The organism is Blastococcus tunisiensis (genome assembly GCF_900112815.1).
Lineage (GTDB): Bacteria > Actinomycetota > Actinomycetes > Mycobacteriales > Geodermatophilaceae > Blastococcus_B > Blastococcus_B tunisiensis.
Genome location: NZ_FOND01000009.1, coordinates 179,436 through 198,898, shown reverse-complemented (window position 1 = coordinate 198,898; position 19,463 = coordinate 179,436). Strand labels below are relative to the sequence as shown.

The 19,463-nt window shown below is 74.6% G+C and carries 18 protein-coding genes, 1 pseudogene and 1 riboswitch; of the genes and pseudogenes, 10 read left to right on the top strand and 9 right to left on the bottom strand.

Annotation, left to right across the window (positions count from 1 at the left end):
* The first annotated feature begins 108 nt into the window (after positions 1 to 108).
* The gene (locus BM142_RS13360) at positions 109 to 879 is read left to right on the top strand and encodes a hypothetical protein (RefSeq protein ID WP_254790886.1); all 771 of its coding nucleotides are present in this window, start codon (positions 109 to 111) and stop codon (positions 877 to 879) included.
* A gap of 103 nt (positions 880 to 982) precedes the next feature.
* A complete protein-coding gene (locus BM142_RS13355) occupies positions 983 to 1,603 on the top strand; it encodes a hypothetical protein (protein WP_092199382.1) in 621 nt (206 codons plus the stop codon).
* A gap of 13 nt (positions 1,604 to 1,616) precedes the next feature.
* On the opposite strand, the gene BM142_RS13350 is transcribed toward BM142_RS13355, so the two are convergent.
* The gene (locus BM142_RS13350) at positions 1,617 to 2,822 is read right to left on the bottom strand and encodes an AI-2E family transporter (protein WP_092199379.1); all 1,206 of its coding nucleotides are present in this window, start codon (positions 2,820 to 2,822) and stop codon (positions 1,617 to 1,619) included.
* 44 nt (positions 2,823 to 2,866) lie between these two features.
* Positions 2,867 to 3,787 carry a methylenetetrahydrofolate reductase [NAD(P)H] gene (gene metF, locus BM142_RS13345; protein ID WP_092199377.1) on the bottom strand — a complete coding sequence of 307 codons (921 nt, stop codon included), beginning with the start codon at positions 3,785 to 3,787 and terminating at the stop codon, positions 2,867 to 2,869.
* Between the two features lie 257 nt (positions 3,788 to 4,044).
* Between metF and BM142_RS13340 the strand changes: the two genes are divergently transcribed.
* Genes BM142_RS13340 through BM142_RS13330 form a run of 3 tightly spaced genes read left to right on the top strand, consistent with a single transcriptional unit; the run spans position 4,045 to position 7,609 of the window.
* On the top strand, positions 4,045 to 5,163 hold the full coding sequence (locus BM142_RS13340) for a polyprenyl synthetase family protein (protein ID WP_254790884.1): 1,119 nt from the start codon (positions 4,045 to 4,047) through the stop codon (positions 5,161 to 5,163).
* The gene (gene crtI, locus BM142_RS13335; RefSeq protein WP_092199371.1) at positions 5,163 to 6,659 is read left to right on the top strand and encodes a phytoene desaturase family protein; all 1,497 of its coding nucleotides are present in this window, start codon (positions 5,163 to 5,165) and stop codon (positions 6,657 to 6,659) included. Before BM142_RS13340 ends, crtI begins: the two co-directional genes overlap by 1 nt.
* A complete protein-coding gene (locus BM142_RS13330; protein ID WP_217640708.1) occupies positions 6,656 to 7,609 on the top strand; it encodes a phytoene/squalene synthase family protein in 954 nt (317 codons plus the stop codon). The genes crtI and BM142_RS13330 overlap by 4 nt, the downstream gene beginning before the upstream one ends.
* Here the strand turns inward: BM142_RS13330 and BM142_RS25190 are convergent.
* The 3 genes and pseudogenes from BM142_RS25190 to BM142_RS13315 all read right to left on the bottom strand — a co-directional run.
* Positions 7,606 to 7,815, bottom strand: a pseudogene (locus tag BM142_RS25190) (lycopene cyclase domain-containing protein); the annotation flags it as partial. The gene BM142_RS13330 and the pseudogene BM142_RS25190 sit on opposite strands and share 4 nt — an antisense overlap.
* A complete protein-coding gene (locus tag BM142_RS13320) occupies positions 7,812 to 8,240 on the bottom strand; it encodes a lycopene cyclase domain-containing protein (protein ID WP_092199365.1) in 429 nt (142 codons plus the stop codon). The gene BM142_RS13320 and the pseudogene BM142_RS25190, both read right to left, overlap by 4 nt.
* A gap of 42 nt (positions 8,241 to 8,282) precedes the next feature.
* The gene (locus BM142_RS13315) at positions 8,283 to 8,606 is read right to left on the bottom strand and encodes an Rv2175c family DNA-binding protein (protein ID WP_092199362.1); all 324 of its coding nucleotides are present in this window, start codon (positions 8,604 to 8,606) and stop codon (positions 8,283 to 8,285) included.
* Positions 8,607 to 8,619: 13 nt separating this feature from the next.
* Between BM142_RS13315 and BM142_RS13310 the strand changes: the two genes are divergently transcribed.
* From BM142_RS13310 to BM142_RS13295, 4 genes are all read left to right on the top strand, one after another.
* Positions 8,620 to 9,753 (top strand): alpha-hydroxy acid oxidase, encoded by a 1,134-nt coding sequence (locus BM142_RS13310; RefSeq protein WP_092199359.1) that lies wholly within the window; start codon positions 8,620 to 8,622, stop codon positions 9,751 to 9,753.
* Between the two features lie 4 nt (positions 9,754 to 9,757).
* A riboswitch (ZMP/ZTP riboswitch) is annotated at positions 9,758 to 9,841 on the top strand.
* Between the two features lie 24 nt (positions 9,842 to 9,865).
* A complete protein-coding gene (locus BM142_RS13305) occupies positions 9,866 to 11,344 on the top strand; it encodes a glycine hydroxymethyltransferase (RefSeq protein WP_092199356.1) in 1,479 nt (492 codons plus the stop codon).
* Between the two features lie 193 nt (positions 11,345 to 11,537).
* Complete coding sequence (locus tag BM142_RS13300; RefSeq protein WP_092199352.1) at positions 11,538 to 13,526, top strand: Stk1 family PASTA domain-containing Ser/Thr kinase; 1,989 nt, start codon at positions 11,538 to 11,540, stop codon at positions 13,524 to 13,526.
* Positions 13,523 to 14,422 (top strand): deoxyribonuclease IV, encoded by a 900-nt coding sequence (locus BM142_RS13295; RefSeq protein ID WP_092199518.1) that lies wholly within the window; start codon positions 13,523 to 13,525, stop codon positions 14,420 to 14,422. The genes BM142_RS13300 and BM142_RS13295 overlap by 4 nt, the downstream gene beginning before the upstream one ends.
* A gap of 43 nt (positions 14,423 to 14,465) precedes the next feature.
* On the opposite strand, the gene BM142_RS13290 is transcribed toward BM142_RS13295, so the two are convergent.
* The 4 genes from BM142_RS13290 to BM142_RS13275 form a co-directional block, all read right to left on the bottom strand.
* Positions 14,466 to 14,801: a hypothetical protein gene (locus BM142_RS13290; RefSeq protein ID WP_092199350.1), complete on the bottom strand. Its 336-nt coding sequence runs from the start codon at positions 14,799 to 14,801 to the stop codon at positions 14,466 to 14,468.
* Positions 14,802 to 15,043: 242 nt separating this feature from the next.
* Positions 15,044 to 16,108 (bottom strand): threonine aldolase family protein, encoded by a 1,065-nt coding sequence (locus BM142_RS13285; protein ID WP_417852093.1) that lies wholly within the window; start codon positions 16,106 to 16,108, stop codon positions 15,044 to 15,046.
* Complete coding sequence (locus BM142_RS13280; protein ID WP_092199346.1) at positions 16,101 to 17,438, bottom strand: class II 3-deoxy-7-phosphoheptulonate synthase; 1,338 nt, start codon at positions 17,436 to 17,438, stop codon at positions 16,101 to 16,103. The genes BM142_RS13285 and BM142_RS13280 overlap by 8 nt, the downstream gene beginning before the upstream one ends.
* Before the next feature lie 36 nt (positions 17,439 to 17,474).
* Positions 17,475 to 18,500 carry a 6-phosphofructokinase gene (locus tag BM142_RS13275; RefSeq protein WP_092199343.1) on the bottom strand — a complete coding sequence of 342 codons (1,026 nt, stop codon included), beginning with the start codon at positions 18,498 to 18,500 and terminating at the stop codon, positions 17,475 to 17,477.
* An 86-nt stretch (positions 18,501 to 18,586) separates the two neighbouring features.
* On the opposite strand from BM142_RS13275, the gene BM142_RS13270 reads away from it, so the two are divergent.
* A complete protein-coding gene (locus tag BM142_RS13270; protein ID WP_254790880.1) occupies positions 18,587 to 19,462 on the top strand; it encodes an NmrA family NAD(P)-binding protein in 876 nt (291 codons plus the stop codon).
* Position 19,463 lies beyond the last annotated feature (1 nt).

The following is a 19,463-nucleotide window of genomic DNA, read 5'->3' as shown; positions in this document are numbered from 1 at the left end:
CCCGGCCGCCGGACCTCACCCGCCCGGGCGTCCCCGTCGGGTAGACCCTTCCTCGTCGACGGACGCGCAGGCATCGTCGGCAGCCGGCACACGAGAGGGGAAGCACGGGTGGACCCTTCCGAGCGCGGCGCCGGTGAGCCGTTGTGGCCGGCCCGCTACCTGCTGGACGGCCGCCTCGTCGTCCTCAGCGGCGCATCACGCACCGAACGCTCACCCGTGCGGGACCTCCTGCGTCGCGCCTTCCGTCGCTGGCGCGGCTGGACCCGCCGCTCTCGGGCTGACGCCGGTCCCCCGGAGACGGCCCTCACGCCCGGACAGCTGCTCGCCGCCTGGGACTCGACCGAGGCACGCGTCGCCGGGGCCGCCAGTCGCGCCTGGCTGGAGACCGTGCGCGAACCGGCCTGGTCCTCACCGTTCCTGGCCTCCAGCCGCGCCGCCTTCGACGGGCGGGCGGAGGTCGACCAGATCACCGACCTGGCGCTGCGGATCCGCGACGCCCGGATCGCCCTCGGCGCCCGTCCGTCCGGCCCCGCCGCCGAGTACTGGGAGCGGCAGCAGGAGGCGCTGGAGAGCACTGCCCGGCAACTGGGCCACCGGGCGGATGCGCTCATCCGCTATCGCGACCAGACGGCTCTGCTCTCCGCGGAACTGCAGCACCTGACCGAGCTCGAGCGACTCGAGCGCAGCGCGACCGAGATCGACGGGCTCACGATCGAGACGGCGTACGCCTCCGGCCGCGGGGACGGCGGGCTCGGCACCGTCGCCGAGGAGATCGCCGGTGTCCGGACGGCGATGACCGAACTCCTGGACCTCATGACCCGCACGAGGGCGCCGCTGGCCGGGCCGCCCGACGGGTCCGCCTCGCCCGCGCAGCGCTGACCGGGATCCCTGCCCCGGGCCTGCCCGCGCCGGCCCCGGGCGGCGGTCTCCCCGCGGCCGTCCTCAGCGGGTGAGATCGCTCCGTCCGGGGCACCCCGCTCCCATGGCAGCCATCAGTGACGCCGTCGTCGTCGACGTCCTCCGCCGGATCGACCGGATCACCGCACCCCTCGTCCGGCGCCTGGGCCGCCCGCCGGCACTCCCCGAGGCGGAACGGGACGCGTGGTGGGCCGACCGGGTCTCCCGCGTGGCGGCCGGCGTCTCCGCCGCGCCGCGTTTCGCCGGCAAGCTCGCCGACCTGCTCCCGCTGCAGAACACCGTCGGCACGGCCGTCCAGTCCGTCGTCGTCCTGGGCGTGGCGTCCGAGCACGGGGTCGAGGACCCGGCCGCACGGGTCTCGCTGCTCACCCGGGTGCTGATGCGCCGCGACCTCACCGCGGAGCAGGTGGCGCCGCTGCTGGACCGGGCCCAGGGCACCTACGCCGAGGAGGCGCTCGGCGCGAAGGACCGGCGCACCGGCCTCCGCGGGACGGCCCGCACCCTGTGGCGCGTGGCCCGACTGCTGGGCCGGATCGACGACGCGCTCGACGCCCGCCCGAAGGGCAAGCTGCGGCACCGGCTCCTGTCGAACCTGCCGGTGGTCGGTGTCGTGGGCGGCTACGCCGCGGAGCGGGAGGGGCTGCGCCGGGCCGCCGCGGAGGCCGCGGCGGCGCTGCAGGCCTGAAAGGCGCCGGGGCTCAGCCGGGCAGGTCGGCGTCGGCGGACGTCGACCCGCCCGGCCGCCCGTCCCGCGCGCCCTGCCCCGCCCCGTCCGTGGCCCCGTCGGGGGACGCCGCACCACCCCACCCGTCCTTCCCGTCGGCAGCCGGGCCTGCGGCCGGCGGCCGGCCACGCGCGTAGTCGATGATCCGGCCGGCGCAGGCGGTCAGCGGGACCGCCAGGAACGCCCCGAGGACGCCGTAGGTCACCGCGCCCACGGTGACGGCCAGGATGATCACGAAGGGGTGCAGGCGGAGCACCGGGCTGAGGATCAGCGGCTCCAGCAGGTTCCCCTCGGCCTGCTGGACGACGACCACGACGAGCAGGGCGATGAGCGCCGTCGTCAGCCCCTGGTCGGCGAGGGCCACCAGGACGGCGACGAGACCGGAGACGAACGCGCCCACGATGGGGAAGAAGCCGCCGAAGAAGATCAGCAGGGCCAGGGGCAGGACCAGCGGCACCCCGAGGATCGCCAGCCCGATCCCGATGAACACCGCGTCGGCGAGCGCCACCACCATCTGACCGCGGAAGTAGGCGCCGAGCGTCCAGAACAGCTGCCCCGACACCCGCCGCACGTGCCGGCCGGCGGTGTCCGGGAGCAGCCCGGACACCGCGGCCCAGATGCGTTCCCCGTCGCGGAGGTAGAAGAACAGGGCGATGACGAACAGGACGGTGGCCGTGGCGACGTCGGTCAGCGTCCGCGCCACCTGGAGCCCCTGGCCGACCACGTCGGTGCCCTGCCCCATCGCCTGGAACGCCTCGTCGGCCAGGTCGGCGAGCCCACCGTCGCCGACGTCGAACGGGAAGGCGAACGGGGTGTCGGCGACGAACTCGGAGAGGTCGCTGATCGCCTGCTCGACGCTGTCGGCGAGGGTGGGCAGCTCGTCGGCGAAGCGCGGCACGATGAACCAGAGGACCAGCGCGACCAGCCCGAACAGCGAGAGCACCAGGAACAGTGCGACGAGCGTCGCAGGCAGCCCCCTGCCCTTCAGCCAGGCGGCGAGCGGCCAGAGCACGGCCGCCGGGAACAGCGCGATGGCCAGTGGGGTGGCGACCACGCTGACCTCGCGCCCCACCAGGTAGACCAGGACGAGGACGCCGACCACACCGAGCACGGCCCACGCCCGGCGCCCGGTGCGCAGCAGGAGGGCGTCACGGCCCCCCGGTTCGGCCGGACCGTCCATGGCACCTCCCTGCCAGGTGGGGCAGGTCGCCCCGCCCGAGCAGATCAGCCGGAGACGGGTTCCGGCTGCCGCGGGGAGCCGGCGACGAGGTTCGCGTACACCTCACGCGTCGCCGTGGAGCGGTTCATGGTGATGAAGTGGATGCCGGGGACGCCCTCGGCCAGCAGCGTCCGGCACAGCTCGGTCGCGACCTCCACCCCGAGCGCGCGCACCGCGGCCTTGTCCTCCGGGCGGTCGCCGTCCAGGGCGGCGAACCGGTCGGCGAGGTCGCTCGGGAACGCCTGCCCCGACAGCTGCACGATGCGGGCGATCTGGCGGGCGCTGGTCACCGGCATGACCCCGGCGACGATCGGGACCTCGCAGCCGTGCCGGGCGACCCGGTCGCGCAGCCGCAGGTAGTCCTCGGCCCGGAAGAACATCTGGGTGATCGCGAAGTCCGCCCCGGACCGGCACTTGTCGACGAACCGGGACACGTCCGTCTCGAAGTCCGGCGAGCGCGGATGCTGCTCGGGGAACGCGGCGACACCGACGGAGAAGTCCCCCATCGACTTGATCAGCTCGACCAGCTCGGCGGCGTAGTTCAGCCCCTGCGGGTGCGCCCGCCACTCCGCCTGCGGGTCGAGGCCGGGCGGGTCGCCGCGCAGCGCCAGCAGGTTGCGCACGCCGGCCGCGGCCAGGCGGCTGACCACGTGCCGCAGCTCGGCGACGCTGTGGTCGACGGCCGTGAGGTGCGCCAGCGGGGTCATCGTCGTCTCGGCGGCGATGCGTTCGGTGATCGCGACGGTGCCCTCGCGGGTCGAGCCACCCGCCCCGTAGGTGACCGACACGAACGAGGGCCGCAGGCGCTCCAGCTCGCGCAGCGCCTGCCAGAGCTGGGGATCGGCGTCCGGGCTCTTGGGCGGGAAGAACTCGAACGACCAGGTCGGTCGCTCGGCGGCGAGGAGCTCACTCACGGTCCGGCTCACGGGCTCCCAGGGTACGGGCCGCCCTCCCGTGGCGCGGCAACCGGCGCCTCGCGGCGGCCGGCACGCCGGCGCATCCAGATCCGGCGCACCCGCCGAAGAAGGGTCGGCAGCGGCCCAGGCCGGGGCCGCCGGGGCGTCCTCGCCCCCCTGTCGACCGTCGCGCGCCGCGCGAGGAGGGTGGAACGACGATGAACCGGAGCCCGGGACCTGCTCTGCTGCGGAGGTCGCACACCACCAGGTTGGGCAATACTGGGCCGGTGACCGCCGCCCGGACCCAGCAGCGCGAGTCCGCGGCCCGATCGCTCGCGGCAGCCGACCTCGACCGGCTCCGGACGGCGGTGAGCGCAGCCCTGGCGGGGTTCCTCGACCGCCAGCGCGACACGCTCGCCGCGATGGACGCCAGCCTGACCCCCGTCGTCGACGAGGTGTGCGCCGTCGCCGAGGGCGGCAAGCGGCTGCGTCCCGCGTTCGCCTACTGGGGCTGGCGCGGCGCCCGCGACGAGGCGACCGGCGAGGACGACGCCGCCGTGCTCACGGCCGTCGCGGCCCTGGAGTTCGTGCACGCGAGCGCCCTGGTGCACGACGACGTCATGGACGGCGCGCAGACCCGCCGTGGCCGGCCGGCCACCCACGTCGGCTTCGCCCGCCGCCACTCCGGCCAGGAGCTGGACGGCGACCGCGAGCTGTTCGGCACCGGATCGGCCATCCTCGTCGGCGACCTGGCGCTCGTGTGGTCCGACGAGCTGCTGCGCCGGTCGGGCATCTCCCCGGCGGCCCTCTCCCGCGCCCGGGCGGTCTGGGACACGATGCGCACCGAGGTCACCGCGGGCCAGTACCTGGACCTGCTGCGGGCCGCCGGTGGCCTGCCCGGCCCCGACGGCGCCCTCAAGGTCGCCCGGTACAAGAGCGCCGGGTACACCGTCCAGCGGCCGCTGCAGCTGGGCGCCGCCATCGCCGGCGCCGGCCCCGCGGTCGCGGACGCGTACACGGCCGTCGGGCTGCCGCTGGGCGAGGCCTTCCAGCTGCGCGACGACGTCCTCGGCGTCTTCGGCGACCCGGCCGTCACCGGCAAGTCCGCCGACGACGACCTGCGCGAGGGCAAGCAGACCCTGTTGATCGCCCTCGCCGCGGAGGCCGCCGGTCCGGACGGCCTGCGGCTGCTCGACGACCTGCTGGGCAACGCCGACGCCGGCCCGGAGGAGTTCGACGCGCTGCGCGGGCTGCTGGAGTCCACCGGAGCCCGCGCCCGGGTCGAGGAACGGATCACCGAGCGGACCGCCCTGGCCCGTGCCGCCATCGCCGAGGCACCGATCGCCGACGACGCGCGCGCCGCCCTCGACGCCCTGGCCCTCGCCGCGACCTCCCGCACCGCCTGATGGTCCGCACCGTTCCCGGGCGCACCGAGCGCGTCGTCGTCGTCGGTGCCGGGCTCGCCGGGCTGGCCACCGCCCTGCGGCTGCGCGGAGCCGGTCGCGAGGTGACCGTCGTCGAGCGCGGCGCGGGACCGGGCGGGCGGGCCGGGCGGGTGGACCGGGGCGGCTACTCCCTCGACACCGGGCCGTCGGTCTTCACCGCGCCGGAGATCGTCGCCGACACCCTCGCCGCGGTCGGCGAGAAGCTCGAGGACCGGCTCACCCTCGTGCCGCTGGCGACCACCTACCGCGCGCAGTACGCCGACGGCTCGCACCTGGACGTGCACGCCGACCCCGACGCCTTCGCCGCCGAGGTGGCGGCGTTGTGCGGCCCGGCCGAGGCCACTGCCCTGCGCCGGTACCTGGCCGACCTCGCCGAGCTGTACCGGCTGCAGCTGACCACGTTCATCGACCGCAACCTCGACTCGCCGCTGGACCTGCTGGGGCCGGAACTCCTCGCCCTCGCCCGGCGCGGCGGGTTCGGCCGGCTGTCGGCGCACGTGGGGAAGTACTTCGCCGACGACCGGCTGCGCCGGCTGTTCAGCTTCCAGGCCCTCTACGCCGGGGTCTCCCCGTTCCGGGCCATCGCCGCCTACGCGGTGATCGCCCAGCTCGACATCGGCGCCGGCGTGTGGCACCCCATGGGCGGGATCGCCGCCGTCCCGAACGCCCTCGCGGCCGCGGCGGCCGACGCCGGCGTCGCCTTCCGCTACGGCGCGGACGTCGAGGAGCTCGAGACGGCCGGCCGGCGGGTCACCGCTGTGCGCCTCGCCGGGGGGGACCGGCTGCCCGCGGACGCCGTCGTCGTCACCACCGACCAGCCCTGGCAGCTGGTGCCGGGGCTCCGGGCGCCGCGCCGGCCGGTGTACTCGCCGTCCTGCGTCGCCCTGCACGTCGGTGTGCGGGCCGAGCTGCCCGGCCAGGCGCACCACACGATCAGCTTCGGCGACTCCTGGCAGGGGGTGTTCGACGAGCTCACCCGCGACGGCCGTCCGATGACCGACCCGAGCCTGCTGGTCAGCATGCCGTCGCGCACCGACCGCAGCCTCGCCCCCGAGGGCGGTCAGGTGCTGAGCATCGTCGCCCCCACCCCCAACCTGGACCGGCGCAGCGGCGGGAATCCCGACCTGGACTGGACGACGCTCGGTCCCCGGTACCGCGACGAGGTGCTCGCCACCCTCGAGGCCCGCGGCTGGACCGGTCTTCCCGGTGCCATCGAGGTCGAGGAGCTGGCGACCCCGCTGGACTGGGCGGCCCAGGGCATGGCCGCGGGCACCCCGTTCGCCCTCGCCCACACGTTCGGGCAGACCGGGCCATTCCGGCCCTCGACGCTGCCCCGCCGCGGCCCGGAGAACGTCGTGCTCGCCGGGTCGTCGGTGCAGCCCGGCGTCGGCGTGCCGATGGTGCTGATCAGCGGCCGGCTGGCCGCCGAGCGGATCACCGGGCCGGTGGCCCGATGACGGGCCTCCGGATGCCGGCCACGCAGGCGGGACGCCAGGCACAGCTGGACGCCGCCTACCGGCACTGCGCCGCGATCGCCGCCCGGCACGGGAAGAGCTACCACCTGGCGACCCGGCTGCTCACCCCCGACCGGCGGCCCGCCGTGCACGCCCTGTACGCCGCGGCCCGCACCGCCGACGACCTCGTCGACCTGCCCGGCCCGGACCCCGAGGGCGACCTCGCCGAGTGGTCGCGGGCGGTGCTCGCCGAGCTCGAGGCCGGCTGGTCCGACGACCCGGTGCGGCTGGCCCTGGTGCACACCTACCGCCGCTACGACATCGCCGTCGAGCACCTGGTCGACTTCCTCGCCGCGATGACCAGCGACCTCGACGTCGACAGCTATCCCGACATGGCCGCCCTGGACCGGTACATGTGGGGATCGGCGTCGGTCATCGGCCTGCAGGTGCTGCCGGTGCTGGGCACCGCCCCCGGCGTGGCCCGCGCGGAGGCCGCGCCGCACGCCATCGCCCTCGGCGAGGCCTTCCAGCTGACCAACTTCCTGCGCGACGTCGCCGAGGACGTCGACCGCGGCCGGATCTACCTGCCGGCCGACGCCATGGCCGCGCACGGGGTCACCCGCGAGCAGCTGGCGGAGAAGCGGCACGACGACCGGTTCGCGGACCTGATGCGCGAGATGGTCGCCGTCGTCCGCCGCCGGTACGACGACGCCGCTCCCGGCACGCCCCTGCTGGCGCCCGAGTCGCGGGACTGCGTGCGGGCGGCCACCGCGCTCTACGGCGGCATCCTCGACGAGATCGAGCGGGCGGACTACCGGGTGCTCGACGGGCGGGTGTCGGTGTCCAAGCCGCGGCGCCTGGCGGTGTTCGCCCGCCGGTTGACCGCCGCCCAGCTGGCCAGGGTCAGGGTGACCATGGCAAAGCCGAAGAGCAGGTCCTCCACCGGGGCGTAGGCGATGCGCGGACCCCAGATCGCGCCCGGGTCGTAGGTGACGACGTCCAGCCCGGTGAGCACCCCGTTCATCAGCAGCTGGAAGAAGACGATGATCGCGTAGGCGGTCCAGAACACCTTCCGGGTGACCATGCGGGTGCGGTAGACGGCCAGGTCGACGACGAGGACGCCCACGACGGCGAGGACGGCGAGGGTCGAATAGCTCATCGCCGGGGCTCCGCTTCTCTGCCGTGACCCGACTCCGCGCCGCCGTCCGCTGCTCGCTCGTTCCTCGCTGCGATGCTCCCGCGGCTGTCGTCGGGGGAAGCCGGGTAGCCGGCGTCCCACCCCGTCACCCGGCGCACCGCCTCCAGGGCGAGCACCGAGCACAGCGGGACGACGAGGAAGAACAGCACCTCCTCCACCGGGATGCCGCCGGGGAACCGGACGCCGAGGGTGAGCTCGTCGCTGTAGTTCCAGTGCCCCTGCGCGATCGCGTAGAGCACCCAGACGACGAAGACGGTGAACTCCGGCAGCACCGCCAGCAGGAAGCGGCGCCAGCGGGCGTAGACCCGCACCCGCAGCACGATCTCGAGCGGTGCGGTGACGACCAGGCACCCCACGAGCAGCGCGAGGTACGTCAGGGAGCCCACGGGATCAGCTTCGTCCCCGTGCCGGCGTCCGGATGCATCCGCTCAGAACGCCAGCGCCTGGGCCCGGCGGGTGACCTCGGTGTGCCGGTCGTCGCGGAGCGCCTGCACCGGCGTGCCGGGCAGGGTGTCGTCCTCCCGGAACAGCCAGTCGAAGGCCTCCTCGTCGGTGAAGCCGCCGTCCTGGAGAACGGTCAGCAGCCCGGGCAGGTGCTTGAGGATCACGCCGTCCTGCACGAAGTCGGCGGGGATCCTGCCGTTGCCGCTGCCGGGGACGGCCATCAGCTTCCGGTCGCGCAGCAGCTGGCGGACCCGGTTGGGCGAGGTGCCCAGGAGCTGGGCGACCTCCGTCGGGGTGAGCGTGTCCATAGGGTGCCAGCCTATGGCCACCGCCGACGACGCACCCACGGTGCCCGGGCAGGCGCTCGGCGGTCCGGGAGCGCCGCGCCAGCGCCGGGAGTCCGACCCGGCGACCGCGGCGCCCGAGCACCTCGACCTGGCCGCCCTGGAGGCCGAGGCCGCCGCCCTCCTCCCGCCGGCGGTCGCCGACTTCTACGCCGGTGGCGCGGAGTCCGAGACCACCCTCGCCGAGGCGCCCGCGGCGTGGCGGACCTGGCGGCTGCGGCCCCGCGTGCTGACCGGGCTGTCGGCCGTCCGCCTGCGCACGTCGCTGCTGGGCAGCGACGTCGCGACGCCGATCGGCATCGCCCCCTGGGCCTACCAGGCGCTGGCCCACCCGGACGGGGAGCGCGGCAGCGCCCGTGCCGCCGCCGCGTCGGGTGCCCTGCTGACGGTCTCCACCTCGGCGAGCGCCCCGCTGGCCGAGGTGGCGGCCACCGAGCCCGGCGCGCCGAAGTGGTTCCAGCTCTACCGGCAGCACTCCCCCGCCCACACCGACGACCTCGCCCGCCGCGCCGGGCAGGCCGGCTACCGCGCTCTCGTGCTCACCGTCGACCTGCCGGTCCTCGGCCGGCGGCTGCGCGACGTGGCCAGCGGCTTCGCCCTGCCGGCCGACCTGCCGCCGGGGAACCTGCCGACCGAGAGCGCCGTCGAGGCCGAGTCGCCCGTCTGGACCGTCGACGACATCGCCCGCTTCGGCGACCTGTCCGGCCTCCCGGTGGTCACCAAGGGGGTGCTCCGGGGCGACGACGCGGCGCGGTGCGTGCAGGCCGGCGCGGCCGCGGTGTGGGTGTCCACGCACGGCGGCCGGCAGGCCGACCCGGCGGTCGCCAGCGCCCACGCCCTCCCCGAGGTGGTCGACGCCGTCGGCGACGACGCCGAGGTCTACGTCGACGGCGGGCTCCGGAGCGGATCGGACGTGTTCACTGCGCTCGCCCTGGGTGCGGACGCGGTGTTCGTCGGGCGGCCGGCGATCTGGGGCCTGGCCACCGGCGGCGCCGACGGCGTCTCCCGCGTGCTGGACGGACTGACCGCGCAGCTCGCGCACACCATGCTGCTGTGCGGGGTGCCCGACGTCCGGTCGGTGCCCCGCGACGCGGTCACCCCGGCGCGATAACCTGAGGACGGGCCGTGACTGGCGCGTCGAGGTGGGCCACCACCGGGGAGCGGCCTGGAGGACCCTGCCGTGCGCCTGGGCACCTTCCCGACGTCCCGTCCAGGAGCCCCCGATGACCACGTCAGTTGAGAACCAGCCCGTAGGCACCCACTCGTTCGACGGCGCGGCCGCTTCGGCCGCCTACCGCAACGCCCTGGCGGTGATCGGCGCGGTCGAGCCCCGCGTGGCCGACGCCATCGGCCAGGAGCTGGCCGACCAGCGGGCCTCGCTCAAGCTCATCGCCAGCGAAAACTACGCGAGCCCCGCCGTGCTGCTGACCATGGGCAACTGGTTCAGCGACAAGTACGCCGAGGGCACCGTCGGGCACCGCTTCTACGCCGGCTGCCAGAACGTCGACACCGTCGAGGCGCTCGCCGCCGAGCACGCCCGCGAGCTGTTCGGCGCCGCCCACGCCTACGTCCAGCCGCACTCGGGCATCGACGCCAACCTGGTCGCGTTCTGGGCCGTCCTCGCCCAGCGGGTGGAGCTGCCGGCACTGGAGAAGGCCGGCGCCAAGCACGTCAACGACCTGACCGACGCCGACTGGGCGCAGCTGCGCCGGGCGCTGGGCGACCAGCGGATGCTGGGCATGTCGCTGGACTCGGGCGGCCACCTCACCCACGGCTTCCGGCCCAACATCAGCGGCAAGATGTTCGAGCAGTCCTCCTACGGCACCGACCCGGGCACCGGCCTGCTCGACTACGCCGCCGTCCGCGCCCGTGCCCACGAGTTCCGCCCGCTGATCATGATGGCCGGGTACTCCGCCTACCCGCGGCGGGTGGACTTCGCCGCCATGCGGGAGATCGCCGACGAGGTGGGGGCCACGCTCGTCGTCGACATGGCCCACTTCGCCGGCCTGGTCGCGGGCAAGGTGCTCACCGGGGACTTCGACCCCGTGCCGCACGCCCACGTCGTCACCAGCACCAGCCACAAGTCGCTGCGCGGCCCGCGCGGTGGCTTCGTGCTCGCCCAGCCGGAGTTCGCCGACGCCGTCGACCGCGGCTGCCCCATGGTGCTCGGGGGGCCGCTCCCCCACGTGATGGCCGCCAAGGCCGTGGCCTTCGCCGAGGCCCGGCAGCCATCCTTCGCGACGTACGCGCAGAACATCGTCGACAACGCGGTCACCCTGGCCGACGGCCTGCGCAAGCGCGGCGTCCGGCTGGTCACCGACGGCACGGACAACCACCTCGTGCTGCTCGACGTCACCTCCTTCGGGCTGACCGGCCGGCAGGCGGAGTCCGCCCTGCTCGACGCCGGCATCGTCACCAACCGCAACTCGGTCCCGGCCGACCCGAACGGCGCCTGGTACACCTCGGGCGTCCGGATCGGCACCCCGGCGCTGACCACCCGGGGCTTCGGGGCCGCCGAGTTCGACCAGGTGGCCGAGCTCATCGCCGGCGTCCTCGAGGGGACGACGCCGACGACGACGTCCTCGAACGAGCCGTCCCGCGCCAAGTACACGCTGGCCGAGGGGCTCGCCGACCGCACCCGCGACGCCGCGGCGGAGCTGCTCAGCGGTCATCCGCTCTACGCCGGGCTGGACCTGGGCTGATCGGGCCCCGTCCGGAGGCTCGCCGCGATCTCGTGAGCGGTGAGCGGGACGGGGCCCTCCGACCGCCGCCCGTCGTCGGCACACCCGCGGCGGGCGGCGGGGTGGTCCATTTCATTCGCACCACCGGCCACGGCGGCCCCCTGCACCGCGTGGTTGGCCTGTCCGCGCCCGACTCCTACCTACACTCGCTCGAGTGGACACCGCCGTGAGCGACCCCGTCGTGGGCCTGGTCCTCGAGGGGCGCTACCGCCTCGAGGAGCGGGTCGCGCGCGGCGGCATGTCGACGGTGTACGCGGCCACCGATCTGCGGTTGCACAAGACGGTCGCGGTCAAGGTCATGGCCGAGCACCTCGCGCACGACCCGACGTTCGTCGACCGGTTCACCCGCGAGGCGCGCGCCGCGGCCATGCTCAGCCACCCGAACGTGGTCGGCGTCAGCGACCAGGGCAGCGACCAGGGGCTGGTGTTCCTGGTCATGGAGCTCGTCCGCGGGCGCACCCTGCGCGACCTGCTCACCGCCCGGGGCCGGCTGACCGTCGCCGAGGCGTTCGCCGTCCTCGAGCCGACCCTGTCCGGGCTGACCGCCGCCCACCGGGCCGGCATCGTGCACCGCGACATCAAGCCGGAGAACGTCCTCATCGGCCTCGACGGCGTGGTGAAGGTGGCCGACTTCGGCCTGGCCCGCGCCGTCGTCGGCACCGGGACCGCCCAGGCCAGCCAGACCGGCGGTGTGCTCATCGGCACCGTCGCCTACCTGTCGCCCGAGCAGCTCGAACGCGGCAAGGCCGACGCCCGCAGCGACATCTACGCCGCCGGCATCGTGCTCTACGAGATGCTCACCGGGCACCCGCCCTACGGCGGGGACACGCCGCTGGCGGTGGCCTACCAGCACGTGCACCACGACGTCCCGGCCCCGTCGGACGAGGTCGAGGGGCTGCCGTGGGCGGTCGACGAGCTGGTGGCCCGCACCACCCGCCGTGACCCGGCGGGCCGGCCGGTGGACGCCGGCGCGTTCCTCGCCGAGCTCGGTCACGTGCGCAAGGACCTCGGGATCGAGCCGGTCCCGGTGCCGACGGGGCGCAGCACCGCCGGGCCGGGCACCCTGCGGCCGACCAACCGGCCCTCCCGGCCGCGCCACCCCAGCGACCCCGGGACCGCCGTGCTCGGCGGCCAGCGCACCGATCGCACGGGCCGGACCAGCATGCTGCCGGCCGCGGGCGGCGCCACGATGAACGTGAACGGCCGGCGGCCGGCCGCACTGGAACGCCCGCGCCCCGGCGTCCCGCAGCACATCCGCCGCCGGCGGGCCCGGTTCGCCGTCGCGATCATCGCCCTGCTGGCCATCACCATCGGGGCGATCGGCTGGTGGCTGGGCAGCGGCCGGTGGACGCAGATCCCGCAGCTGGTGGGCCAGGACGAGGCCGCGGCGATCGACCTGCTGCAGGAGGCGGGGCTGACCCCCGACTGCTGCGAGGAGGTCTGGAGCGAGGAGTTCCCCGCCGGCGTCGTCATGTCCACCGATCCCGAGCCCGGCGAGGCGATCCGCGGCACCGACGTCCGTCTCGTCGTCTCGCAGGGGCCGGAGCGCTTCACCGTGCCCACCGAGCTGGTCGGCCAGCCCGTGGACGACGTCGTCACCTTCCTCCAGGAGGAACGGTCGGCGATCCAGGTCACCGTCGCCGAGCTCTACAGCGACGCCGTCGCGCCGGGTCTGGTCATCGGTTTCGACCCGCCGGCCGGCACCGCGCTGCCGCGCGACTCGGTGGTGACCGTGCAGGTGAGCCTCGGCCACGAGCCGGTCGTCGTGCCCGACGTGACCGGGCAGAGCCCCGAGCAGGCGGTGGCCAACCTGGAGGCGCTCGGGTTCACGGTCACCCGCGGCGAGGACGGCCGGAGCGCCGACGTGGACCCGGGCGAGGTCATGGCCATCACCCCCGGCCCCGCCGCGGGCCCCGTCCCCTACGGCAGCGCGCTGACGATCGTGGTCTCCGCCGGGGTCCCGCTGGTCGTCGTGCCCGACGTGGCCGGGATGAAGGAGGAGGAGGCGGTCGCGGCGCTGCAGGCCGCGGGGCTGACCGTCGACGCCACCAAGTTCTTCGGCAACAAGGTGCGCCAGCAGCAGCCCGCCGCCGGCGAGAGCGTCGAGCAGGGCACTGCGGTGAAGATCCTGGTGGCGTTCTGACCGGGATCCCGTCGCCTCCCATCGGGGCGCACATCCAGATCAAGGGCGGCCTCGCGACGGGCGGGCTGGCGTACACCGACGCGGTGGGCGCCCGCGCCGTCCAGGTGTTCGTGGGCAACCCGCGCGGCTGGAAGCTGACCGACGGCGATGCGCGGCAGGACGCACTGTTCGTCGAGGGCTGCGCGGAGCGCTCGGTGCCCGCGTTCATCCACACCCCGTTCCTGGTGAACGTCGGCTCCCCCACCGAGGCGACCGTCGAGCAGTCCATCGCCTCCATCGCGCACAACCTGCGGCGTGGTGCGGAGCTCGGCTGCGCCGGCGTCGTCGTGCACGCCGGGTCGGCCGTGGGCGAGGACCGCTACGAGGCCGCCCTGCGCCAACTGCGCGAACGGCTGCTGCCGGTGCTCGACGGCCTTCCCGCGGGCTCGCCCCGGCTGCTCGTCGAGCCGACCGCCGGCGGCGGCAAGGCGCTGGCCGCCACGGTCGAGGACCTCGGGCCGTACTTCGCGGCGCTGGAGGACCACCCGCTGCTCGGCGTCTGCTTCGACACCTGCCACGCCTGGGCGGCCGGCCACGACCTCGCGGCGCCGGGCGGGATGACGGCGACCCTGGACGCGCTCGAGGCGACCGTGGGCCCGGGCCGGCTGGGCCTGGTGCACGCCAACGACTCGCTCGACGGGTGCGGCTCCAAGCGGGACCGGCACACCACCATCGGCGAGGGCTCGATCGGGGTCGCGCCCTTCGCCGAGCTGCTCGCCCACCCGTCGATGGCCGGGGTGTCCGTCGTGGTGGAGACGCCGTCCGAGAAGGACGGCTCGCCGTACGGCGGGCACGCCGCCGACATCAAGCTGCTGAACTCGCTGATCGGCGATCCGGTCGAGTTCGACGGCGCCTGACGCGCTCGTGGCTCCAGCGCGGGCCCCAGCGGGTCGTCCCCGGCTATTCGAACAGCACGTGGATCGCGGCGACGTCGTCTCCGAGTGAAGCCGTGACCCGCCAGCAGCCCGCGGTCGGGACGTGGACCCCCGTCGGCAGGAATCCCGGCAGGCCGTCGGCCGTGGGCGACTGGTCGACCCGGCCGACACCGGGCCCATCCGCTTCCCGGACGTCGACATCGGGAGCGGAGTCGGTGCCGACCCACAGACCCAGCTTCAGGTAGATGCCGTCGGTCCGGCGTTCGGCAGCGTCGCCCCAGGTGCCTTCCGCGGGGGTGAGAAAGTAGAGGTTCCCCTCTCCGACCACCCTCGGCGCTCCGTCGCCGCCCAGGTCCGCCACGAGGGCCTCCGGAGGTCCGCGCGTGACCGACTCGGACCCGGCGCAGTCGGACGCAGTCGTCCGTGCAGCTGTGGGCGACCCGGCACCGCTCCCGGAAGCGGAACAGGCGACGAGCAGCGCGAGGGCGAGGAAGCCCGGCCCTACCGCCCGGACGGCACGTGCGCGGTGGGCGGTCATCGCCGGACCACGATCGACCGGATGCAGACCGCGGTCAAGCCGGCCGCCGGGAGTCCCCCGGAGGGTCAGCGGTTCGACAACTCCGCGAGGACGTCGGCGGCGCGGTCGATGCCCGCACGGTCGACGTCGAGGTGCGTCACCAGGCGGACCTTCCGGGCGCTCACCTGGCTGACCAGCACACCCTGCGCCTTCGCGGCCTCGGCGAGCATCGGCGCGGCGACGTCGTCCAGCACGACCATGTTCGTCTCCACCGTCGACGGGTCCACACCGAGCCGCTTGGCCAGCAGCTGCGCGTGCTCGTGGTCCTCGGCCATCCGCGGCAGGTGGTGGTCGAGGGCGTAGCTGCACGCCGCGGCGAGGACGCCGACCTGGCGCATGCCGCCGCCGAGCCGCTTGCGCCACAGCCGCGCGGTCGCGATCCGCTCCGCCGAGGCGACCAGCACCGAGCCGACCGGCGTCCCGAGGCCCTTCGAGAAGCAGACCGACGCGGTGTCGGCCAGCCGGCCGTACGTCGACAGCGGGACACCCGAGGCGACGTGCGCGTTCCAGATGCGGGCGCCGTCGAGGTGCACGGCGACGCCGGCCTCGCGGGACCAGTCCCACAGCTGCTGCAGCTGGTCGAGCGGCTGGACCAGTCCGCCGCCCCGGTTGTGCGAGTTCTCCACCGCGACGGCGGCAGTGGCGGTGAGGTGCCAGTTGTCCCGCGGCCGCACCTGATCGATCAGCTGCCCGGCGTCCAGGCGACCACCGGAGGAGACGACCGTGCGCGTGGAGATGCCGAAGATCGCGGCCGCGGCCCCCATCTCGTAGGTGACCACGTGCGCGTCGGCGTCGCAGAGGACCTCCTGGCCCGGCTCGCAGACCAGGCGCATGCCGATCTGGTTGCCCATGGTCCCGCTCGGCACGAACATCGCCGCCTCGTGGCCGAAGAGCTCCGCCGTCCGCTCCTCGAGGGCCCGGACCGCGGGGTCCTCCTCGTAGACGTCGTCGCCGACCTCCGCCTCGGCCATGGCCCGGCGCATCCCGGGCGTCGGCTTCGTGACGGTGTCCGACCGGAGATCGATCAGGCCCCCTTGCAGGGTCCCGCCGCGAGCTCGCGAGCGGTGGGGGGCAAGGGGGTCCTTATCCACGCAGCATCTCCGCGACCAGGAACGCCAGCTCCAGGGACTGACCGGTGTTCAGCCGCGGGTCGCAGGCGGTCTCGTACCGGCTGTTGAGGTCCTCGTCGCTGATCTCCATGGCGCCGCCGAGGCACTCGGTGACGTCCTCACCGGTCAGCTCCACGTGGATGCCGCCCGGCCACGTGCCCAGCGCGCGGTGCACGTCGAAGAAGCCGAGCACCTCGTCGACCACGCGGTCGAAGTGGCGGGTCTTGTAGCCGGTGGAGGACTCGTGGGTGTTGCCGTGCATCGGGTCGCACTGCCACACGACCTGGTGCCCGCTGGCGGTCACCTTCTCCACGATCCCCGGCAGGACGTCGCGGATCTTGCCGTTGCCCATCCGGCTGATCAGCGTCAGCTTGCCCGGGAGGCCGTCGGGGTCCAGCCGCTCGACGAGCTCGGTGGCCTGCTCCGGCGTCGTCGTCGGCCCGATCTTCACGCCGATCGGGTTGGCCAGCTTCGAGGCGAACTCGATGTGCGCGCCGTCCATCTGGCGGGTCCGCTCCCCCACCCACACGAAGTGCGCCGACGAGGCGTACGCGCGGCCCCCGTGCACCCGCAGCAGCGCCCGCTCGTAGTCGAGGATCAGCGCCTCGTGGGAGTTGTACAGCTCCACCCCGCGCAGGGCGTCGGAGTCGATGCCGCAGGCCTTCATGAACGCCAGCGCGCGGTCGATCTCCCGGGCGATGACCTCGTAGCGCACGCCCGCAGGCGAGTTGGCGACGAAGTCGCGGTTCCAGTCGTGGACGGCGTGCAGGTCGGCCAAGCCGCCCCGGGCGTAGGCGCGGATCATGTTCATCGCCGCCGCGGAGTTCGCGTACGCCCGGACCAGCCGGTGCGGGTCCGGGATGCGCTGCTCCAGGACCGGCTCCAGAGAGTTCACCATGTCGCCCCGGTAGGACGGCAGCCCGAGGGCGTCGGTGTCCGACGAGCGCGGCTTGGCGTACTGCCCGGCGACCCGGCCGACCTTGACCACCGGCACGCTGGCGCCGTAGGTGAGGACGACCGCCATCTGCAGCAGCGTCCGCGTGGTGGCCTGCAGGTGCGGCTCGGTGTTGAGGTCGAAGGTCTCCGCGCAGTCCCCGCCCTGCAGCAGGAAGGCCTTGCCCTGGGCGACGTCGGCCAGCTGCGCCCGCAGCCCGTCGATCTCCGCCGGGGCGACGATCGGCGGCACGGTCGACAGCGTGCCGAGGACGGCGTCGAGCGCCGCGCGGTCGGGCCACTGCGGCTGCTGCGCTGCCGGGAGGTCCTTCCACCGGTCGAGACCGGGCACCAGCTCAGCAGGTTCGGGGAGACTCACGCACCCGAGGGTACTTTGCGGCTCCCGCGGGACTGCTCAGCCGAAGAACACCTCGGCCTCGGCGTACCGCTCGGCGGGGACCAGCTTGAGCTGGGCGGTCGCCGCGCTCAGCGGCACCCGCACGATGTCGGTGCCCTTCAGCGCCACCATCACCCCCGACTGGCCGTCGTGGACGGCGTCGACGGCGGCCAGCCCGAATCGGGTGGCCAGCACCCGGTCGAACGGGGAGGGGGTGCCGCCGCGCTGGATGTGGCCGAGGACGACGGCCCGCGCCTCGCGGCCGGTGCGCTCCTCGAGCAGCGAGGCCAGCGCGGCACCGATCCCGCCGAGCCGCACGTGCCCGAACGCGTCCTTCTCGCCGGTGGACAGCATCATGTCGCCGTCCGTGGGCTTGGCCCCCTCGGAGACCACGACGATGGGCGAGTACCCGGACTCGAAGCGGTGCAGGCAGTGGGCGACGACGCCGTCGACGTCGAACGGCTTCTCGGGGATGAGGATGACGTTCGCCCCGCCGGCCATGCCCGCGTGCAGCGCGATCCAGCCGGCGTGCCGGCCCATCACCTCCACGACGAGCGTGCGGTGGTGGCTGTCGCCGGTGGTGTGCAGGCGGTCGATGGCCTCCATGGCCACGCCGACCGCGGTGTCGAAGCCGAACGTGTAGTCGGTGGAGTCGAGGTCGTTGTCGATGGTCTTCGGCACCCCGACGACGGTCACCCCCGCCTCGGCCAGCCGGGTGGCGACGCCGAGGGTGTCCTCGCCGCCGATCGGGATCAGCGCCTCGATGCCCAGGCGCTCGATGGTCGCGAGCACCCGCTGCGGGCCGCCCTCGACGGCGTACGGGTTGGTGCGGGAGGTCCCGAGCACGGTCCCGCCGCGCGGCAGGATCCCGCGCACCGCGGCCAGGTCCATGGGCACGGTGTCGCCGTCGAGCACCCCCCGCCACCCGTCGCGGAAGCCGACGATCTCGTCGCCGTGCTCGCCGATCCCCTTGCGGACCACGGCCCGGATCACGGCGTTGAGCCCAGGGCAGTCACCGCCGCCGGTCAGGATGCCGATCCGCATGCTGGTCCTCCGGGAAGGGGTCGGGGTCCGGTCAGGTTGGTCCAGGACATGATGCCGCAGCTCACAGCCCCGCAGGGAGGATCTTCGTGATCGGTCTGACCGGAGTGACCGGTGCGCTCGGAGGCCGGGTCGCCGCCCGGCTCCCGGCGGCGGCCGCGGGGCCGCTGCGACTCGTCGTCCGCGACGCCGCCCGCGCGCCGGAGCTGCCCGGCGCGGAAGTGGTGGAGAACCCCGCCGGCTACGCCGACGGAGAGGGCTTCCGCGACGCGCTCCGGGGCGTGGACACCCTCTACCTGGTGTCGGCGGCCGAGGCCGAGGACCGGCTGGAACAGCACCTGACCGCAGTCGCGGCGGCGGCCGAGGCCGGGGTCGGCCGGATCGTCTACACGTCCTTCGTCGGGGCCGCGGCCGACGCCACCTTCACCCTCGCGCGGCAGCACCACGCCACGGAGCGGGCCATCGCCGCGACCGGCGTCCGCCACACGTTCCTGCGGCACAGCATGTACGCCGACTTCGTGCCGTTCTTCGCGACGCCGGAGAACGGTCGCGCGGTGATCAGTGCCCCGGCCGGGGACGGCCGTACCGGCTTCGTCTCCCGGGACGACCTCGCCGACGTCGCCGCCGCCGTCCTGGTCCGGGACGACGACGAGCTCGACGGCCGCACTCTGGACGTCACCGGCCCGGAAGCCCTCTCGATGGACGACGCCGCGCGGGTGCTCGGGGAGATCACCGGGCGTCCCGCGGACTACCGGCAGCAGACCGTCGAGGAGGCGTGGGCGACCCGCCGCCCGTCCGGCCACCCGGACTGGGAGATCGAGGGGTGGGTCACCAGCTACCTGGCCATCGCCGCCGGCGAGCTGGCGTCGGTGAGCGACGTCGTCGCGCGGCTGACAGGGCGTCCCGCGCGGACCGTGGCCGAGCACCTGCGCGCCCACCCCGAGGACTGGGCCCACCTCCGCTAGC